We start from the raw sequence: 19170 nt of genomic DNA, 5'->3' as shown, positions 1-19170 counted from the left end.
GCATCACTCGTCGTCCACGCGCCGTTCGAGGCGCGCTTCCTCCCGGTCGAGCAGTGCCTCCGCCCTGCCGAGCACCCGCGACGGATACGCACCCTTGGATCGCGCCTGCAGCAGCGCCTCGCGCTCCGCGTCCATCGCGATGCGCAACAGCATGCCGTACTGGGCATGTGGCCCCGCCGGCGTGGCGCCGTCATGGATGGCCGCTCGCTCCCACGCCGACTCGGCCAGCACGCCGATGTCGTCTCGAAGGCGCTGCAACGCCGTCTCGTCCAGCTCCTGCCCATCAGGAAGGTCGATCTGCGGCTCCTCGAGGGCGCGGTCGGCGGCGTCCGCGATCTCGTCGAGGAGCGACGCCAGTTCGCGGGCGTCGGCGGCCGCATCCGTTCCGCGAACCCCGGTGAGCCGAATGATCCACGGCAGCGTTCCGCCCTGGGCGAGGAGCGAGACGATCGCGACGACGAACGCGATGAGAACGAGCTGGGGACGATACGGGGTGTCCTCCGGCAGCGACTGGGCCGCCGCGAGCGTGACCACGCCTCGCATCCCCGCCCAGCTCAGCACGACGCCGTCCCGCCACCCCACCGGGTTCTTCTGCAGATCGACCATGTCGGCGTCGCGTTGCGCTATGCGGTGTTCGGCACGTTCCACGCGCTCGCGTGACCTGTTGTCGTCCGACCTGCTTCGCCACGACTTGATGCTCTCCCGAATGGTGGAGAGCCGCTCCCTGCCGTCATCCGCCCTGCTCGCGGCGCTGCGGATGCGCCACAGCACGGGCGCGACCACGAAGGCGCGCACCACGAGCAGCACGACGACGACCAGCAGGCCCAGCGCGATGGTCTCCGGCAGGCCCATCTCGGGATGCTGAACCGCCTTCGCCACGAGCCCGGTCAGCTGACCACCCATGATCAGGAACACGCCGTTCTCGATGACGAAGGCGATCACGCGCCAGTTCAGCTGCTCGCTCATGCGGGACTGCACACTGAACTTCCTGGCCGCCTGATGTCCGGAATAGAGGCCGGCCATCACCACGGACAGCGCCCCCGATGCCTGCAGCGCCTCGGCGGGGATGAACGCGAGCAGCGGAACGACGAACGAGAGAACCGTGTCGAGCACGGGCTGGGAGAACTTGGAGCGCACCCACACGGTGATGAGGCCGACGATCAGGCCGACGACGATCGCCACGATGACGGACCTCGCGAAGTCGCCGACAACGCTCCACAGGCTGACGGATGCCGCAGTCGCGGCGATCGCGGACTTCAGGAGCACCAGCGCCGTCGCGTCGTTGACCAGGCTCTCGCCCTCGAGAAGCGTGACGTCCCTGGCCGGCAGCCCGAGTCGTTTGGCGACGGCCGTCGCGGCAACGGCGTCCGTCGGGCTCACGACGGCGCCCAACGCGATGGCCGCCGCCAGGTTCAGCTGCGGCAGCAGGGCGAAGAGGATGAACCCGATCACGATCGCCGAGACGATGACGAGCACGACCGAGAGCGTCGTGATGCCGCCGAGGTTGCGCCGGAAGTCGACGATGGGCACCTGCACGGCCGCCGCGTACAACAGCAGCGGAAGGAGGAGGTCGAGCACCACCTCGGGGTCGAGCGTCAGATGGGGCGCGTGCGGAACGAACGAGTACGCGATGCCGATGATGAGCAGGAGGATCGGCGTCGCGATGCCGAGCTTCTTCGAGAACGCGGCGGCGGCGATGAGCACGAGGATGCCGGCGATGACGAGAAGCGCGTACTCCATCCCGTCAGCTTATTGAGCAGCCGGTGCGGTGTCCGCCCACCCGGCACGTGCCGACGCGCAACCCTGCCCTAGTACCAGCCGGTCGACTCCGAGTGGTCCCACGCGCCGCACGGCGTGCCGTATCGCCCTTCGACGTAGCCCAGTCCCCAGTTCACCTGGGTCGCGAAGCTCGTGGCCCAGTCCGCACCGGCGGACGCCATCTTGCTGCCGGGGAGCGCCTGAGGGATGCCGTAGGCCCCGCTGCTGGAGTTGTACGCGTACACGTTCCAGTGCGACTCGCGGTTCCAGAGCGCGACGAGGCAGTTGAACTGGTCGTCGCCCATGCCCTGAGACGCCAGCACGCCTTGCGCGTAGGCCTGAGCACTTCCGGGATCCGGTGTCCCGGCCGCGGGCGCTCCCGAGTGAGTGCTGCCTGAGGACGACGACGAGGATGACTTGGCAGCAGGCACGACGACGGGCTTGGGCGCCTCCTTCGAGCCGAAGGTGTCGACGCTGACCGTCTGCTCGTCGGTCTTCGCGGACACGTCGAGCTTCTGCACCGGCTGGTCGAGGAACCGGGAGTGCGAGGCGAAGTCCGGTGAGGCCGTCGCCCCCGAGTAGGGATCGACGATGTTGACCAGGAAGAACCCGATCGAGGCGAGGAAGGCGACGCCGACGACGACGGGGCGCGTGCCACGACGCATCCTGCGGGGTCGGGGAACAACCGCCTGCACCGCGCTTCGGGTCGGTGTCGGAGGCTCTGCTAGATGTCGTACTCGCCTACCCACGATCACACAACGATAACGAAGATCGGCCGTGCGGCCAAAGTCGATGACGTCGATTCAGGGAAAAGCCAGGCTGCCTGTGTCATCGGACGGCGAGCATCACGTCGACGACGGCATCGAGCAGGAGGTCGACCTGCGCCTCACGGTAGCCGTGCCTCTGCTGCCGGAAGACGACGGTGCGAACCTCGTCGACCGACATCGGGATGCCGTCTCTGAAGTACCTGATGAGACGCTTGGCGAACCGATCGACTTCGCGCTTGTTGTATCCGATGGTGAAGATGCTCGCGCGGTCGAAGCGCTCGCCCTCAGGACGACCGAGGCGATTGAGGATGACCTGCGCCGTTCCCCGCGCTTCGTCGAGCCACTTGCGGTCGCCCATCGACTGACGCGCCTCGCTGCGCTCGCGTGACGCGAAGGCATCCTCGAGCCTCTCCAGCGCGCCGTCGACCGCGTCGGGCTGGTAGCCGCCTCGCTGCAGCGTGAAGCCGGTGCGCCGGATGTCCTCTGCCGTCATCGGCACGTCGGGGTCGCCCTCGTAGGCGCGACGGGCCAGCCGCAGAAAGCGGTCGACCTCCTCGGGATCGTATCCGCGCTTGCTGCGTTTGACGGTCGGGAACGTGGCCACGGGCTCATTCTCTCAAAACGGATGGTGTGCGCGGCTCGGCATGGCGACCTCGGGCGAATCGGCCGTGCTCCTCCTGCCGGTAGCGCTATCGGAACAGCGGCTCGAACACGACGTACAGCACGTAAGCGATGGCGACGGACGGCAGGATCGAGTCCAGCCGGTCGAGGAATCCGCCGTGACCGGGCAGCCACGAGCTCATGTCCTTGATGCCGATGTCGCGCTTGATCAACGACTCGGTGAGATCGCCGACCGTGGCCGTCACGAGCAGCAGCGCACCGAAGATCAAGCCGAACCACCATGGCGCCTGCAGCATGAACACGGCGAGCAGCACACCGGCCACGAGCGCCGTGACGGCGGCACCGGCGAAGCCCTCCCACGTCTTCTTCGGGCTGATGGTGGGCGCCATGGGGTGCTTCCCGAACGAAAGACCCGCGGCGTACGCCCCGGTGTCCACGACGACGACCAGGATCAGCGCGGCGAGCGTCCACCACTGGCCATCGGGCTGCGCCACGAGGAGCACCGAGAAGCAGGCCAGGAACGGCACGTACAGGAGCGCGAGAGCGGATGCGACGAGGTCGCGCACCAGAGCCGCGCCGCTCGCCCGCCGCGACCGCGGGATGCCTTCGACGATGCGCCAGATCCACAGCACGAGGATGCCGGCGATCGCCACCAGCCACTCCCCCGACGCATGCAGGTAGTAGGCGGCGGGAACGAGCGCGACGCCGATGACCGCCAGCGCGACCCGGGGCACGCGCAGCCCGGCGATGCGGAGCGCCGTGGCGAACTCGAAGCCGGCGAAGCCGGCGATCCCGGCGGCGAAGACCATGAAGATCTCTTTGATGACGATCAGGCTGACCAGCAGCAGCGCGCCGCCGACGAGGCCGATCAGGACCGCGAAGATGAGGTTGCGCCCCGTGCGCTGCTGGATCTTCTCGTTGGTGGCATCCAGCTGCGCCTTCGTGGCCTGCATCTGCCGTTCGAGGTCGGCACGGCGATCCCGCATCTTGCGGCCGAGCGCCGACACCTCGCCGTGACGCGCGCCATCGTCCGGTGAACCGGTGGAGGCGTCGGGCGGCTGGGTCATGGCGGTCAGACCTCGAGAAGTTCGGCTTCCTTGCGGGTGAGCGCCTCGTCGACCTGGTCGATGTGCTTCTTGGTGATCGTCTCGAGCTCCTTCTCGGCACGGGCGACGTCGTCGTCACCGACCTCGGACTTGAGTGCGTCGAGCTCGTCCTTCGCCTTGCGCCGGATGTTGCGGATGGACACCCGGGCGTCCTCGGCCTTCGCCCGCACCAGCTTCACGTACTCTCTGCGCCGTTCCTCGTTGAGCTCCGGCATGGTCACGCGGATGATCTGACCGTCGTTGTTCGGAGTCGCACCGAGGTTCGGGGCGTTCACGATCGCCTTCTCGATGTCTTTCAGCGCCGACTTGTCGTACGGCGTGATCACGAGCGTGCGAGCCTCGGGGTTCTGCAGCGAGGCCAGCTGGGCCAGCGGTGTCGGCGTTCCGTAGTAGTCGACGAGGATGCGCTGGAACAGCTGCGGGTTGGCGCGGCCCGTGCGCACCGTCGAGAAGTCGTCCTTGGCGACCTCGACGGCCTTCGTCATGCGGTCCGTCGCCGTGGCCAGTGAGTCAGCGATCACCTGTGGCTCCTTCGTTCGTTGGATCAGATCAAGCTTAGGGCCGCCGGGCAGGCCAGGGAGTGACGGCGGCGGCCATGAGGGACGTGGAGTCGAGGGCGTGCGGTCGCCATCGCGGTGTTCCGTGGCGTCGCGAGGTGCAGGCCACGCACTGACCGCCGGGCGGCGCGATGGGTCAGGCGCCGACGATGGTGCCGATCTCCTTGCCCAGGATGGCGGCCGTCACGCTGCCCTCCGGCTCGATGCCGAAGATCTGCATGGGCATCGCGTTGTCACGGCACAGGCTGAGCGCCGTGGCGTCGATCGCCTTCAGGTCGCGCACGAGCGCATCCTGATACGTGATGCGCTCGAGCTTGACGGCATCCGGATTCTTGCGCGGATCGTCGCTGTAGAGGCCGTCGACGCCGTTCTTCGCCATCAGCACGGTGTGCGCGCCGATCTCGAGTGCGCGCTGCACGGCGACGGTGTCGGTGGAGAAGTACGGGAGGCCGGCGCCGGCGCCGAAGATGACGACGCGACCCTTCTCCAGATGCCGCTCGGCGCGGCGCGGGATGTACGGTTCCGCGACCTGGGTCATGCTGATGGCGGACTGGACCCGCGTGGCCGCGCCGGCCTGCTCCAGGAAGTCCTGCAGGGCGAGCGCGTTCATCACGGTACCGAGCATGCCCATGTAGTCGGCCCGGCCGCGATCCATGCCGCGCTGGCTGAGCTCGGCTCCGCGGAAGAAGTTGCCTCCTCCGACGACCACCGCGACCTCGACGTCTTCGGCCGCTCGCGCGATCTCCCTCGCCAGCGAGCTCACGACGTCGGGGTTGACCCCGAGGGCGCCCCCTCCGAACGCTTCACCCGACAGCTTGAGGAGGACTCTCCGTCTCGTGGCAGTAGGCATGTGGCGAGTCCCTTCGAAGGTATACGGAATCTAACGTAATGGTGCCCGGCCGTCGCTTGCCATCGCCTGCGTGCGTGGGGCGACGGCCAGCCGGCGAACGGACCGCGTCGCCGGCCGGGGACGAGCGGCGATGCGGATCCCGGCACAGAAAAGGAGTCCGGATCGGGTGACGATCCGGACTCCTTGACTTCTGGTGCTAGGCGCCGACCTTGAACCGGGCGAAACCGGTGACGGTGATGCCGGCGTCGGCGGCGACCTTGCCGACGGTCAGCTTGTTGTCCTTCGCGTAGTCCTGGTCGAGCAGTGCGACCTGCTTGAAGTACGCGCCCAGGCGCCCCTCGATGATCTTCGGCAGAGCAGCCTCGGGCTTGCCCTCGTTGCGCGAGATCTCCTCGACGATGCGCCGCTCGTTCTCGACGGCCTCGGTCGGGACATCCTGACGCGTGAGGTACTCGGGGTTCGCGAACGAGATGTGCTGCGCGATGCTGCGAGCCGTCTCGGCGTCGTCTCCCGAGTAGGCCAGCACGACGCCGACCTGCGGCGGGAGGTCCTTCGACGTCCTGTGCAGGTAGATCGAGAAGTGCTCGCCGTCGAGGCTGACGAAGCGGCGCAGCTCGACCTTCTCGCCCAGGATCGCCGCCTCGTCGTTGATGACCTCGGCGACGGTCTTGGTGGCGGCAGGTGCGGCCAGAGCCTCCTCGAGCGTGGTCGCGCCCGCCTCGACGACGGCCTCCTCGACCCCGCCGGCGAGAGCGATGAACTTGTCGTTCTTCGCGACGAAGTCCGTCTCGCAGTTCAGCTCGAGCATGTAGGCCCGGCCGCCGTGCTCGCGGGCCGTGACGAGACCCTCGCTGGTGGAGCGGTCGGCGCGCTTGGCGTTGCCCTTCGCACCCTTCAGGCGCAGGATCTCGGTGGCCTTCTCGATGTCGCCATCGGCCTCCTCGAGCGCCTTCTTGGTGTCGACCATGCCCGTGCCGAGCTGCTCACGCAGCGCCTTGATGTCGGCAATGCTGACGTTTGCCATGGTGGTGTGAACTCCTGAAGAAGAATCGGGTGGATAACGAAAGGACCGGGTGCTACTCGGCCGAAGCGGCCTCGGCGTCGCCGGATGCTGCGGCTTCCGCGGCCTCGTTCGCCTCGACGACCGCCTCCGGCTCGGCCGCTGCGCCCTCGGCGTCCGCGGCGGACTCGGTGGCTTCGACCTGCTCGGCAGCCTCGTCGACGACCTCTGCGGCCTCCGCCTTGCCCTCTGCCAGGTCGGTGTCCACCCGACGCGCGGTCTCGGCGCTGGACTGCACACCGCCGTCGCCGGTCTCGAGAAGCTCACGCTCCCACTCGGCCAGCGGCTCGGCCTGCTCTTCGCCCTCTTCGGGCTTCTGGTGACGCTGGATGAGTCCCTCGGCAGCCGCGTCGGCCACGATGCGGGTCAGCAGACCGACGGAGCGGATGGCGTCGTCGTTGCCGGGGATGGGGTACTGCACCTCGTCGGGGTCGCAGTTCGTGTCGAGGATGGCGATCACCGGGATGCCGAGCTTGCGGGCCTCGTCGATGGCGAGGTGCTCCTTCTTGGTGTCGACCACCCAGATGGCGCTCGGGGTCTTGCTGAGGTTGCGGATGCCGCCGAGCGACTTGTGGAGCTTGTCCAGCTCGCGCTTCTTGATCAGCAGCTCCTTCTTGGTGAAGCCGCTCGTGGTGCCCTCGAAGTCGAGCTCCTCGAGCTCCTTCATGCGGGCGAGGCGCTTGGACACGGTCTGGAAGTTGGTCAGCAGACCGCCCAGCCAGCGCTGGTTCACGTAGGGCTGGCCGACACGCTGCGCCTGCTCGGCGATGGCGTTCTGCGCCTGCTTCTTGGTGCCGACGAACAGCACGGTTCCGCCGTGTGCGACGGTCTCCTTGACGAAGTCGTACGCCTTGTCGATGTAGGCGAGCGACTGCTGGAGGTCGATGATGTAGCTGCCGGAGCGCTCCGTGAGGATGAAGCGCTTCATCTTCGGGTTCCAGCGACGCGTCTGGTGTCCGAAGTGCACGCCGCTGTCGAGCAGCTGGCGCATGGTGACGACGGCCATGGCCGTTCTCCTATTCCCGGCACCGCGCAGGAGAAGACGCGTCGGTGCCTGATCGGTTGCTTCGCGAGAGCCGGACGGCCTCGCGCCTAGCGCCCGACAGGCATCCGCCCCGACCGGAGTCAAGGACCGTGGGATGCCTGTGCCGGTTCGGACGCCCGAAGCTTCGGGCATCCAACGGCGAATGGGCGCGCGTAGTCACCCCGATGGACGAGGTGCGCGACCATCATAACAGGACGCCGCATCCCTTCGCGGTGACGGAGGGATGCGGCGTCGGCAGCCATGCCGCGGCATCAGGTCGCGGCGAGCGGAAGTGCGGCCGTGTCCAGTCGCCGGGATGCTCAGGCCTGGGCGCGTTCGCGGTGCAGGCGCTCCAGCTTGGACTTGTCCTCGAGCTCGAGGCCGGTGACCTCGGGCAGGGCGGAGAACACGAACCAGAACGACAACGCCGCGAAGAGCGCGAACCCCGCGTACACCCATCCGAGCCCGACGGCCTGGCTGAGCACAGGGAACAGCAGCGTGACGAGGAAATTGAACACCCAGTTGAACGCCGCGGCGATGCCGAGACCCAGTCCGCGGATCTTGTTCGGGAACACCTCGCCCAGCACCACCCACATGACGGGGCCCCAGGTCGCGGCGAAGAAGATGACGAACAGGTTGGCACCGATCAGCGCGATGACACCCCACGGCTGCGGCAGCGTGACCTCGCCGCCCGAGGTATGCGCCTGGGAGAACGAGATCGCCGCGAGCACCAGGCCGACGAACATGCCGGCCGAGCCCCAGAGGAGCAGCGCCTTGCGGCCGACGCGGTCGACGAACAGGATGGCGACGAACGTGAGCACGACGTTGATCACCGACGTGATGACGGACGTGATGAACGAGTCGCTGGCGCTGAAGCCCACCGACTTCCAGAGCGTCGTCGAGTAGTAGAAGATCGCGTTGATGCCCACCAGCTGCTGGAACGCGGCCATGCCGATGCCGACCCAGAGGATGGGCTGCACGCCGAGCGCCTTGCCTCGAAGGTCCCGGTAGCGGGCCCTGCGCTCGCTCTCCAGGCTGTCCTCGATCTCGTCGATGCGCTGGTCGATGTCGATGGCGCCGGTCACGTCTCGCACGACCTCGCGCGCGTCGTCTCGCCGGCCCTTGCGCAGCAGGTACTGAGGCGATTCGGGGATGGACAGCGAGAGGATGCCGTACACGACGGCCGGGACCACGCCGACCAGGAGCATCCAGCGCCATGCCGGCAGTCCGAACCACAGCTCACGGAGGGCGTTGCCGTTGGAGCCCGCGAGGGCCGCGTCGGACAGCAGCGCCAGGAAGATGCCGAGCGTGATGGCGAGCTGCTGGAGCGAGCTGAGCCCGCCGCGCAGCTTCGCCGGTGCGATCTCGCCGATATAGGCGGGTGCGATCACCGAGGCGATGCCGATGGCGAGGCCGCCGATGAACCGCCACGACATGAGGAACCAGTCGGCGAAGGCGAGACCGGAGGCGATGGAGCTGGCCACGAACAGCACGGCGGCGAGCACCATGACCGACTTGCGCCCCCAGGCGTCGGCGAGCTGTCCGGCGAACCAGGCGCCGACCGCACAACCGATGAGCGTGATGGCCACCGTGAACCCGATGGCCGCCGAGCCCAGGTTGAACGTGTGCTGGATCGAGTCGACTGCGCCGTTGATGACCGACGTGTCGAATCCGAAGAGCAGACCGCCCAGAGCCGCGGCTATGGTGACGCCCAGAACCTTGCCACGGTGGGCGTTGCCCATGGCGGATTGCGAGCCTCCCGACCCCTGGCCATCCACTCCGTTGCGCGCGCTCGACTGTTTCTCAGACATCGACATCGCCCCCTCTGGTAGCACGCTAACACCAGGCGGACGCCCACAGGTTGTTCGCCTGGCCGTGGATCCCCGGGGCTTTCGCGCGACATCCTCTGCGTGCTACGGCGAGCGCCGGGCCTTCTCCTCCCCCGTCGCCGAACGTCGGAACGCATCCACAACCGGGCCTTTGGACCGGACGCGCGCGGCCTTCGCCATGTGACGATCTCCGCATGCCGTCGTCGCACCTCCTCACCGTTACCCGAGCGCTGAGCGTTGTCGCGGCGGCGGCGCTGGCCCTCGCGCTCGTCGTGACCCCCGAACCGGCGAGCGCGAGGCCCCCGGGCTCCTCGGCTTCAGCCCTCGTTGGGCAGGCGGCCGATCCGGGATGGGCGTGGCCGGTCGCCGGCCCCCGAGTGGTGAAACGCGGCTACGAGGCGCCGGCCACTCGGTACTCGGCCGGTCACCGCGGAATCGACATCCCGGCCGTCGCGGGCACGCTCGTCGTCGCACCTGTGTCTGGAACCGTGCGGTTCGCCGGGGTCGTGGTGGATCGGCCGACGGTCACCGTGCAGACCTCCGCGGGCATTCTGCTGAGCATCGAGCCCGTCGCAGCCAGGTATGCGGTCGGCGACGCGGTCGAACGCGGGTCGCTCCTCGGCACCGTCGCGACGGGCGGGCACTGCGCCGGCGCGTGCATCCATCTCGGGGTGCGGGTGAACGGCGAGTACGTCTCACCGATGCGCTTCTTCGGCGGGGTGCCCAGGGCCGTTCTGCTTCCGTTGACCTGACCCGCGTGCGACTCACGCACGAGGATGCGCGCGCTGATACGTCTCCTTCAATCGTTCCGTCGAGACATGGGTGTAGATCTGCGTGGTGCCGAGGCTCGCGTGCCCCAGCAGCTCTTGCACCGCTCTCAGGTCTGCTCCGCCGTCGAGGAGGTGTGTCGCGGCGGTGTGGCGCAGCGTGTGCGGGCCGGACGGTCCCGATCCCGGCAACTCCTCGAGCAGGGAGGACACCAGCCGGTACACGCTGCGAGGGTTCAGTCTGCCGCCGCGCGACCCGAGGAACAGGGCGTGCGTCGCCGTCAGGGAGGTGTCTGCCGCCCGTGCGGCCAGTGCCGTGCGCGCCATGCGCAGATAGTCGACCAGCGCATTCAGGGCGGGAACGCCGAACGGAACGACACGCTCTTTGGAGCCCTTGCCGGTGACGCGAACGGTGAGCCGGTCCAGGTCCACATCGTCGACGTCGACGCCCGTGAGCTCCGACACACGCAGTCCTGACGCGTACAGCAGTTCGATGACGGCGAGGTCGCGCAGCGCGACCGGGTCTCCGTCCGATGCTCTCGCCGTCAACCCGTCGAACAGTCCGGATGCCTGTTCCCTCGTCACCACCCGTGGCAGCCGACGGTCGGCCTTCGGAGCCCGCAGCCGTCGTCCGGCATCGACGGGAGCGGCGCCTGTGCGTTGGAGCCAGGAGGTGAAGCCTCGTGCAGCCGCCGCACGACGAGCGTTGGATGCCTTCGCCAGCCCCTCCTGCTGCGCACGCCAGAGCCAGTCGCGAAGCACCGCAAGGTCGAGCTGCGACGGATCCTCGGCACCGGCCTTCTCGGCGAACTCGGCGAGCGATCGCAGATCGGAGCGGTAGGCGCGCACTGTGCTGGACGAGTAGCCGCGCTCGGCGGCCAGGTGCGACTCGAAGTCCGCGATCGCCTCGTCCCATGACATGACTCCAGCTTGGATCCGCCTGGGCACGGCGCGGGCCCGACACCCCGACCGGCGGGTGTCGGGCGGGTGTGGCCTGCCGGTGTCACCTGTGGGTGCCGCTGCGGGCGTCACTGCGGGTACCGCTCCGGGCGTCGCTGCGGGTCTCATCTGCCGGTGTCACCTACGAGAGTCACCTGCAGGTGTCACCTGGGGGGTGACGCTGCGAGAGTCACCGCGACGGTCACCGCGACCGCGGCACGGCGCGCCAGCCCTCGGCGTCCTCCTTGGCGCGACCTTCGATCTCCAGAGTGCCGAGCACGGCGAGAACGGGCCCGAGCCCGAGACCAGAGCGAGCGGCGAGCTCCGCCGGCGTTCGCGGGGTCCGAGTCGCGAGTGCGTCGAGCACCCGGACGGCCTCGGGCGAGTCGCGGGTCGCACGCGCGGCGCCGGCGGCGCTGTCGGGCGACGGAACTGCGAGCGGGCCGACCAGCTCTGCGACCTCTCTCGCGTTCGTGACGCACACCGCGTCATATTCGCGGAGCAGGCGGTGGCATCCCGCCGAGGCCGGCGAGGTGACCGGACCGGGCACAGCGCCCAGCGGACGGCCCAGAGCCGATGCGTGTCCCGCCGTGTTCAACGAGCCGGACCGCGCGCCGGCTTCGACGACGACGGTGGCCGCGCTGCACGCCGCGATGAGCCGGTTCCGCTGCAGGAATCGCCATTTCGTCGGTGCCGTGCCGCAGGGCACCTCGGAGAGCACGAGGCCGTGCTCGGTGATCCTGCGGAGCAGGTCGTCGTGCCCTGCGGGATAGAAGCGATCGACACCGCCGGCGAGGAAGGCCAGCGTGAGCCCGCCAGAGGCCAGGGCCGCGCGGTGCGCCATTCCGTCGATGCCGTACGCCGCGCCGGACACGATCGGGAGCCCAAGTTCGACGAGGCCAGCTGACAGCTCGCTTGCAACGTGCTCACCGTAGCCGGTCGCCGCCCGAGCCCCGACCAAGGCCACGCCTGGCGGGTTGCGCGAGAGCCGCCGGCCGACAGAGCCACGCGCCCACAGCGCGATCGGCGCGTGCGCACCGAGGTCATCCACTCCGGTCGGCCACGGCAACGGCTGTTCGCACAGGCGTCCCGGAACGATCAACGTGGCGCCGATCCGTGCAGCGAGGTGGAGCACGCGTTCCACTGCGCTGGAGCGCAGCCTGGGACGCCAACGCTCGATGCCGGCCGCCAGCTCGCCGTTCGGCCCCTGGCCGGTGGCGAGGCGGCTCGGCTCAGCGCCCGGCTGCGGCGCCGTTGCTGTCGCGTTCTGAGCGGCTCCAGCACGCACATCGCCCTGCGTACGCGGATCGTCCGCCACCGCGTTGGAGCCGACGGCAGCGATGACCGGTTTCGCACCGGCAACAGACCCAGAGGGCTGCACACTGCGATCGGGCGCGTCCGCACGGCTCTGCTCGAGGAGCACGAACCGCAGCGCCTCCGCAGCGCCGAGTTGCGCCACCAGGGCACCAGCTGTTCCGTCACCCGGCTCCGCGATGACCGACCAGGCGGCGCGCGCGAACCGGTCCGCGACGTCGTTGTCATCGAGCTCCACGCCCGGGCTGACGTCGGTGACGAGGTGCCTGACCTGGCCGGCCTCGAGGCCGAAGACGCTCATGCTCCCACTCCCTTTCTGAGGAACAGCGCGGTGCCTACGTGCTCGGCCGTCGGATGATCCGAGCCCGCCACATCCGCGATTGACCATGCAAGACGCAGCGACCTGTCGTAGCCGCGCATGGTGATCGCGCCGCGCTCCAGCGCGCGATCGAGAACGGCTGTCGCACCGTGCGGCAGCGACCTCGCGTGTTCCCGAAGCCACGAGCCCGGAACCTCCGCGTTGGTCTTCCACGGCGTGTCGGCCAGTCGGGCGGCGGCCAGCGCCCTGGCGGTGGCCACCTTCGCCCGCGCCTCGGCCGACGTCATGCGCGGCGTGGCCCCCGCCGTCTTCAGCTGCGCCGCCGTGATCCGCCGAACGGTGAGCCGGATATCCACCCGATCCAGGAGCGGGCCGGAGATCTTCGCCAGATATCGCCGACGGGCCGACGGCGCGCAGGCGCACTCGGCGTCGCCCACTCCGTACTGCCCGCACGGGCACGGATTGGCCGCCATGACCAGCTGGAATCGGCCAGGGAAGACGGCCGTGGCGTTGGCGCGATGGATGCGGATCTCGCCGGACTCCAGCGGCTGCCGCAGCACATCGAGTACCGAGCTCGGAAACTCCGGTGCCTCGTCGAGGAAGAGAACCCCGTGGGCGGCGCGCACCGCTGCTCCAGGTCTGATCTGTCCGCTCCCGCCTCCCACGATGGCCGCCGCCGTCGCCGTGTGGTGTGGCGACTCGAACGGCGGCCTGGTGACCAGTCCGGTCACAGAACCGCCGGCAAGGGAGCGGATCGACGTGGCCTCGAGCGAACGGTCCGTCTCGAGATCCGGCAGCAGGCCGGGAAGTCGCTCGGCCAGCATCGTCTTGCCCGCGCCCGGCGGACCCAGGAGGAACATGTGGTGGCCGCCAGCCGCCGCGACGATGAGCGCTTCGATCGCCTCGTCGTTGCCGACGACATCCGCGAGCTCGGCGGACCCGACATTGCTCGTCTCCGTCGCATGCCGGGCCGGCCACGGATCCACCGGGACCGGGTCGAGCTCCGCGCCGTGGCGGATGGCCGCCTCGCGCAGCGACGCGACCGGTACGACCTCGATGTCGGGGACCAGGGCGGCTTCGTCGGCGTTCGCCGTGGGAACCATCACTCGCCGCAGACCGGCACGTGCCGCACCGATGACCGCCGGCAGCACACCGGGTGTCGGCCGCAGGCGGCCGTCGAGCCCGAGCTCGCCGAGATGCACGGTCGAGGCCACGGATTCCGTCGGCACATCTCCCGCCGCGGCGAGCGCGGCAAGAGCGATGGCGAGGTCGAAGCCGCCTCCGTGCTTGGGCAGCGCGGCAGGGGAAAGACTCACGGTCAGCTTGCGAGACGTGATGGGCAGGCCGGAATTCGACGCTGCCGCCCGGACGCGGCCGCGGGATTCGCCGAGCGCGGCATCCGGAAGCCCGATGACCCAGAACCCGGGCAACCCGGGCGAGATGTCCGCTTCGATGTCGATGACGTGCGGTGTGAGGCCAACGAGCGCGATCCCGTTCGTTCTCGCGATGGCCATCAGCACACTCCGGTGAGGTGCTCGACCACGACGTCACGGTCCGCGACACCGGACGGCGCGATCACCGCGACGGCGTCGATGCGCAGCGGTCCTGGCGGCGTCGGCGAGGCTTCACGCCACAACCCCGCAAGGCGTCGCAGCCGAGCGGCCTTCACCGGCGTGATGGCAGCGAACGGATGCCCGAACGCCACGGATGAGCGGGTCTTCACCTCCACGATCGCCACCTCGCCCCTGCGCTCGACCACCAGATCGATCTCGCCCTCTCGGCAGCGCCAGTTGCGATCGACGATGCGGTACCCGCGCGCGATCAGGTATCGCGCCGCGAGGTCCTCGCCACGTCTGCCCAGCTCGTCCTTCTTCGCCATTGCCGCCTCCGGGCAGCAGCCTGCCGGAGCCGAAGGACGGTGGGTGCGGGCGGACGGCGGGATCGGGAGAGACGGCGGTGTCGTCGCGCTGGGGAGGGAGAGCCGGCGCCCGGCTCAGGGCCGGAAGGACCAGGATCTTCGGCGTCCGAACTCAGGACGAGAAGGGCTTCGGCCGCATATCGCAAGAAGAGGCCGCTCATCCTGAACTCCGCGTGGCGGAGGTGGAGGAGGACGGGCTCTCCAGGTCCGCGCGGAGGAGGTGAGGAGGTCGGAGTCTCCAGGTCTCAGCGGCGGAGGGGGACCGAGCCTCCAGGTCCTCCGGCCGGAAGACCGCAGGCGGTGGCGGCGATCACTCGTCGAGGGCGAGTTCCTTCGGGAGCTCGAACTCCTTGCTCGAGAGCTCCTCGATGTTCACGTCTTTGAACGTGAGCACCCGGACGGACTTCACGAACCGGTCGGCGCGGTACACGTCCCACACCCAGACGTCGTGCATGGTGATCTCGAAGTAGAAGTCGTTCGCCGTGTCGCGACGCACGAACTCCACCTCGTTGGCCAGGTAGAACCGGCGCTCGGTCTCGATCACGTATTTGAACTGCGAGACGATGTCGCGGTACTCGCGGTACAGGGCAAGCTCGACCTCGCGGTCGTAGTCGTCGAATTCGTCTTCGTCCATTTCCGTAAAAGTCTACGCTGCAGACTCAGCGGATCGGTCGCCGAGCGAACGCTGCTCCCCCGCGGCGAGCAGTTCCTCGGCCGCCGCGTCGGAGAGGCCTAGCTCGGGGTCGATGCCGAGACCCAGCTCGGGGTCCGAGCTGCCGCGCCCCTCGGCGTCCATACCGCCGTGCAGCTCCGGGTCGACGGCATCCAGATCCAGATCCATCCCGAGGTCCAGCTCCGGCTGGGCCACACCCTCCTCGCGCCAGCGCTTCAGCCACGTGAGTCGGTGCAGCGGGCTCGGCCCGAGCCTGCCGATGGCCTCGAAGTGCGCCTCGCTCGAGTACCCCTTGTTACTGGCCCAGGAGTAGCCGGGGATGACGGCATCCTGCTCGATCATGATGGCGTCGCGATGCACCTTGGCGATCACGGATGCGGCGGCGACGGATGCGCAGGACTGGTCGGCTTTGATGCGCGGCACCACCGGCATGCGCACGGGCAGCGCTCTGCTGAGGTAGTCGTAGTTGCCGTCGAGGATGATCGTGCTCGCCGTGAGCGGCGCCCCCGCCTGCTGCAAGGACGCGAACGCCCGCGCGCCCGCCATGCCGAGACACGCCATGATGCCGTACGCGTCGATCTCCTCCGCCGAGGCCAGCCCCACCGCGTGATGACGCACCCACCGCATGCACAGCGGCGCGAGCTCTTCGCGCTTGGGCTCGAGCAGCAGCTTGGAGTCTCTCAAGCCCTTCGGCCAGCGGCCGACCTGCGCGTCGACGACCACCATGCCGACGGCCACGGGACCGGCGAGCGCTCCCCTGCCGACCTCGTCGCATCCGATGACCGTGACGTTGCCTGCTGAGTGCAACTCGGTCTCGAACTTGTAGTTGGGCACGACCTGACGCTTGCGCCTGCGAGCGGGTTTCGCTGGCGCGCGCACCTCGACTTGCTTCACTGCCACGCCTTCGACGTTAGTGCTTGTCGTCCTCGGCGCCACGGAAGACTTCCGGATAGTTGGAGAGCCACGTCCAGTGGCTGATCGGCCAGCTGATGACGATGGCGCGGCCGACGACATCCTTCTCGGGTACGAAGCCCTTGCCAGGCAGATTCTGGTTGCGCGAGGAGTCCTGGGAGTCCCAGCGGTTGTCGCCCATCACCCACAGCTTGCCCTTGGGCACCGTGACGTCGAAGTGCAGGGAAGCCGCCTCCTCTTCGCCTACTGGGAGCTTGATGTAGGGCTCGTTCAGCGGCGAGCCGTTCACGCTCAGCTGTCCGAGCGCGTTGCAGCACGAGACGTGGTCGCCTGGCAGCCCGATGACGCGTTTCACCAGGTGGTCGTCGCTGTCCGGCGCCGCGAGGCCGATGAGCGAGAGCGCCCATTCGATCGGGTTCGTCTTCGTCGTTGTGCTGGACGGCGGGAGCCATCCGCCCGGATCGGTGAACACCACGACGTCGCCGCGGCTGATCGGCATGAGGTTGGGTTCGAGCTCGTTGACGATGATCAGATCGTTGATCTGCAGCGTGTTCTCCATCGACCCCGACGGAATGTAGAACGACCTGACGATGAACGTCTTGATGAGGAACGAGACGAGGATCGCGACCAGGAAGATGATGAGCAGATCGCGGAGGAAGAGCTTGAGGCTTCGCTGCTTCGTCTTCTTCTCCGACGCGACGCGGTCCGAGCGCCTTGGCAGAGATTCGTCAGTCATTCGTGTATGAGATCCCGCCCCTTGAACCGCTCGAGCCCGGTCCTTAACCGCCTGAGCTCCCGCCCCAGCATATCGGCGACAGAGGCGGGCATTGCACGAGTGCGCTCGTGCTGGCGAACCTATGAATCCGATGAGCGGCGTAGCCGCGATGGTGGGGTCGGGAGCTCAGAAGCCCGACGGTGCGTGAGGGCGAGCTGGATCTAGGACTCGCGCTTCTCCTTGATCTTGGCCTTCTTGCCGCGCAGCTCGCGCAGGTAGTACAGCTTGGCCCGGCGAACGTCGCCGCGCGTGACGACCTCGATGTGGTCGATGACCGGCGAGTGCACGGGGAACGTGCGCTCCACGCCGACCTGGAAGCTCACCTTGCGGACCGTGAAGGTCTCACGCACACCCTCGCCCGAGCGCGAGATCACGGCGCCCTGGAAGACCTGGATACGGGAGCGGTTGCCCTCGGTGATGTTGACGTGCACCTTGACGGTGTCACCCGGACGGAACTCGGGGATGTCGGTGCGCAGCGAGGCGGCGTCGACGGCGTCGAGGATGTGCATGATGATTCGCTCTCTGCGCCCGCCACCGGTCGAACGCGGATCAAGTGGATGAAGAATGGTTTCGTGCCGCTCGCGCTGACGAGAGCGTGAGCGCAGAGCGTAACTCCCCGGAGGCAGAGCACGTGCCGCGGCACGGTCTTCTATTCTGCCATGAAGCGCATGCCCCGCCAAACCAGCGGGATCGCGACGGGGCGTGGGTCAGTGCCCTGCCTCGTGCACGATGATCGTGTCGCCGTCATCCCGTCCGCGGCGTGGGCCGGGCCGCACGCTGCTCCGCGATGCGCGATCGACGCGAGCGGATGCCCGGGCGACAGCGCCCGAGACCCGGTCCCGCCACTCACGGGTCAGCTCCCACACGGTGAGCCAGAACGTCGTCAGACCGAGCAGTACGGCGGCGACGCCGAACGCGACGCCCGTCGCGCCGAAGAAGCCCAGGCCGACGAGGGCGACGTGGAAAGCGATCGTGGCGGCGGCATCCCATACGCCGACGGCGCGGGTGTCGCGAACCGGCGGCCGCAGCCTGGTGAGGCCGGCGATAACAGCGAGGAACGCGAACAGCACGACTGCGGCGATGAAGAGCAGGAAGAAGCCCCCTGCACCACCGCCGAAGACGCCGAAACCCACCAGAAGCCACAGCGGAAGCACCGGGATGGCGAACAACTGCCATCTCAGAATCGCTCTGCGCAGCACCATGTCGTCAGCCTAGGCGCCGGCCATGCGCGTCGGCTGGGAGCATCCGCTCCGGTGCGCCCCTTTGCTGATGGCGCGAATGCCTCAGTCCTCGCCGAGCAGGTCGGGCCGCACACGGCGCGTGCGCTCCAGCTGCTGCTCGTGCCGCCACGCCGCGATCGCCCCGTGGTTGCCGCTCAGCAGCACGGGCGGCACCTCGCGTCCACGCCACACCGGCGGTTTCGTGTACGACGGGTACTCGAGCAGACCGTCTTCGTGCGACTCCTCGACGAGGCTCTGCGGGTTGCCGACGACACCGGGGATGAGCCTGGCGACGGCCTCTATCATGGCCATGGCTGCGACCTCTCCCCCGTTCAGCACATAGTCGCCGAGGCTGATGAGCCGCACCCGCGCCCTGGATGCCGTCTCGTCGAAGACGCGCTGGTCGATGCCCTCGTATCTGCCGCAGCCGAACACGAGGTGGTTCTCCTCGGACAGATGCCTGGCGAGCCGCTGGGTGAACACCTCGCCGGCCGGCGAGGGGAAGACGACGACCGGATCGTCGTCGTCCGCGAGTGCGGCATCCAGCGCCTCGCCCCAGGGCTCCGGTTTCATCACCATGCCGGCACCGCCGCCGTACGGGGTGTCGTCGACCGTGCGGTGCCTGTCGTGCGTGTACGTGCGCAGGTCGGTCACCCGCAGATCGATGAGCCCGTTCTGCCTCGCCTTGCCGAGCAGCGAGATGTCGAGCGCGTCGAAGATCGCGGGGAAGATCGTCACGATGTCGATACGCACACCGTGAA

General features: G+C 68.6%; 20 protein-coding genes. 1 reads left to right on the top strand and 19 read right to left on the bottom strand.

Going from position 1 to position 19170, the window contains the following annotated elements:
• Positions 1-3 precede the first annotated feature (3 nt).
• The 9 genes from VHB92_RS09830 to VHB92_RS09790 all read right to left on the bottom strand — a co-directional run bounded on the left by VHB92_RS09830 (position 4) and on the right by VHB92_RS09790 (position 9560).
• Entirely contained in the window at positions 4-1740 is a 1737-nt protein-coding gene (locus VHB92_RS09830) for a sodium:proton antiporter (RefSeq protein WP_325453567.1), read from the bottom strand.
• Between the two features lie 68 nt (positions 1741-1808).
• The gene (locus tag VHB92_RS09825; protein ID WP_325453566.1) at positions 1809-2423 is read right to left on the bottom strand and encodes a lytic transglycosylase domain-containing protein; all 615 of its coding nucleotides are present in this window, start codon (positions 2421-2423) and stop codon (positions 1809-1811) included.
• A 163-nt stretch (positions 2424-2586) separates the two neighbouring features.
• Positions 2587-3129 (bottom strand): DivIVA domain-containing protein, encoded by a 543-nt coding sequence (locus VHB92_RS09820; protein ID WP_325453565.1) that lies wholly within the window; start codon positions 3127-3129, stop codon positions 2587-2589.
• An 85-nt stretch (positions 3130-3214) separates the two neighbouring features.
• The gene (locus tag VHB92_RS09815) at positions 3215-4213 is read right to left on the bottom strand and encodes a phosphatidate cytidylyltransferase (protein ID WP_325453564.1); all 999 of its coding nucleotides are present in this window, start codon (positions 4211-4213) and stop codon (positions 3215-3217) included.
• Between the two features lie 5 nt (positions 4214-4218).
• Positions 4219-4773: a ribosome recycling factor gene (gene frr, locus VHB92_RS09810; RefSeq protein ID WP_325453563.1), complete on the bottom strand. Its 555-nt coding sequence runs from the start codon at positions 4771-4773 to the stop codon at positions 4219-4221.
• Between the two features lie 172 nt (positions 4774-4945).
• Positions 4946-5659 carry a UMP kinase gene (gene pyrH / locus VHB92_RS09805; protein ID WP_325453562.1) on the bottom strand — a complete coding sequence of 238 codons (714 nt, stop codon included), beginning with the start codon at positions 5657-5659 and terminating at the stop codon, positions 4946-4948.
• A gap of 196 nt (positions 5660-5855) precedes the next feature.
• Entirely contained in the window at positions 5856-6683 is an 828-nt protein-coding gene (tsf, locus tag VHB92_RS09800) for a translation elongation factor Ts (protein ID WP_325453561.1), read from the bottom strand.
• A 52-nt stretch (positions 6684-6735) separates the two neighbouring features.
• On the bottom strand, positions 6736-7725 hold the full coding sequence (gene rpsB, locus VHB92_RS09795) for a 30S ribosomal protein S2 (RefSeq protein WP_325453560.1): 990 nt from the start codon (positions 7723-7725) through the stop codon (positions 6736-6738).
• A gap of 338 nt (positions 7726-8063) precedes the next feature.
• On the bottom strand, positions 8064-9560 hold the full coding sequence (locus VHB92_RS09790; protein ID WP_414653091.1) for a sugar porter family MFS transporter: 1497 nt from the start codon (positions 9558-9560) through the stop codon (positions 8064-8066).
• 206 nt (positions 9561-9766) lie between these two features.
• Between VHB92_RS09790 and VHB92_RS09785 the strand changes: the two genes are divergently transcribed.
• Positions 9767-10324, top strand: a complete 558-nt coding sequence (locus VHB92_RS09785; RefSeq protein ID WP_325453558.1) for a murein hydrolase activator EnvC family protein — start codon at positions 9767-9769, stop codon at positions 10322-10324.
• Positions 10325-10336: 12 nt separating this feature from the next.
• On the opposite strand, the gene VHB92_RS09780 is transcribed toward VHB92_RS09785, so the two are convergent.
• The 10 genes from VHB92_RS09780 to trmD all read right to left on the bottom strand — a co-directional run bounded on the left by VHB92_RS09780 (position 10337) and on the right by trmD (position 19162).
• Positions 10337-11260: a tyrosine recombinase XerC gene (locus VHB92_RS09780; RefSeq protein WP_325453557.1), complete on the bottom strand. Its 924-nt coding sequence runs from the start codon at positions 11258-11260 to the stop codon at positions 10337-10339.
• A gap of 220 nt (positions 11261-11480) precedes the next feature.
• Positions 11481-12893, bottom strand: a complete 1413-nt coding sequence (gene dprA / locus VHB92_RS09775) for a DNA-processing protein DprA (protein WP_325453556.1) — start codon at positions 12891-12893, stop codon at positions 11481-11483.
• Positions 12890-14425, bottom strand: a complete 1536-nt coding sequence (locus VHB92_RS09770; RefSeq protein WP_325453555.1) for a YifB family Mg chelatase-like AAA ATPase — start codon at positions 14423-14425, stop codon at positions 12890-12892. The genes dprA and VHB92_RS09770 overlap by 4 nt, the downstream gene beginning before the upstream one ends.
• Positions 14425-14790, bottom strand: a complete 366-nt coding sequence (locus tag VHB92_RS09765) for a YraN family protein (RefSeq protein WP_325453554.1) — start codon at positions 14788-14790, stop codon at positions 14425-14427. The genes VHB92_RS09770 and VHB92_RS09765 overlap by 1 nt, the downstream gene beginning before the upstream one ends.
• A gap of 349 nt (positions 14791-15139) precedes the next feature.
• Entirely contained in the window at positions 15140-15463 is a 324-nt protein-coding gene (locus VHB92_RS09760; RefSeq protein ID WP_170024148.1) for a DUF2469 domain-containing protein, read from the bottom strand.
• A gap of 12 nt (positions 15464-15475) precedes the next feature.
• Positions 15476-16402 (bottom strand): ribonuclease HII, encoded by a 927-nt coding sequence (locus VHB92_RS09755; protein ID WP_325453553.1) that lies wholly within the window; start codon positions 16400-16402, stop codon positions 15476-15478.
• A gap of 10 nt (positions 16403-16412) precedes the next feature.
• Positions 16413-17150 carry a signal peptidase I gene (gene lepB, locus VHB92_RS09750; RefSeq protein WP_325453552.1) on the bottom strand — a complete coding sequence of 246 codons (738 nt, stop codon included), beginning with the start codon at positions 17148-17150 and terminating at the stop codon, positions 16413-16415.
• Between the two features lie 200 nt (positions 17151-17350).
• On the bottom strand, positions 17351-17698 hold the full coding sequence (gene rplS, locus VHB92_RS09745; RefSeq protein ID WP_325453551.1) for a 50S ribosomal protein L19: 348 nt from the start codon (positions 17696-17698) through the stop codon (positions 17351-17353).
• A 198-nt stretch (positions 17699-17896) separates the two neighbouring features.
• Positions 17897-18391 (bottom strand): MFS transporter permease, encoded by a 495-nt coding sequence (locus VHB92_RS09740; protein WP_325453550.1) that lies wholly within the window; start codon positions 18389-18391, stop codon positions 17897-17899.
• 81 nt (positions 18392-18472) lie between these two features.
• A complete protein-coding gene (trmD, locus tag VHB92_RS09735) occupies positions 18473-19162 on the bottom strand; it encodes a tRNA (guanosine(37)-N1)-methyltransferase TrmD (RefSeq protein WP_325453549.1) in 690 nt (229 codons plus the stop codon).
• Positions 19163-19170 lie beyond the last annotated feature (8 nt).

This window comes from Humibacter sp. (assembly GCF_035547335.1).
Lineage (GTDB): Bacteria > Actinomycetota > Actinomycetes > Actinomycetales > Microbacteriaceae > Humibacter.
This window is presented reverse-complemented; position numbering and strand designations above follow the sequence as displayed.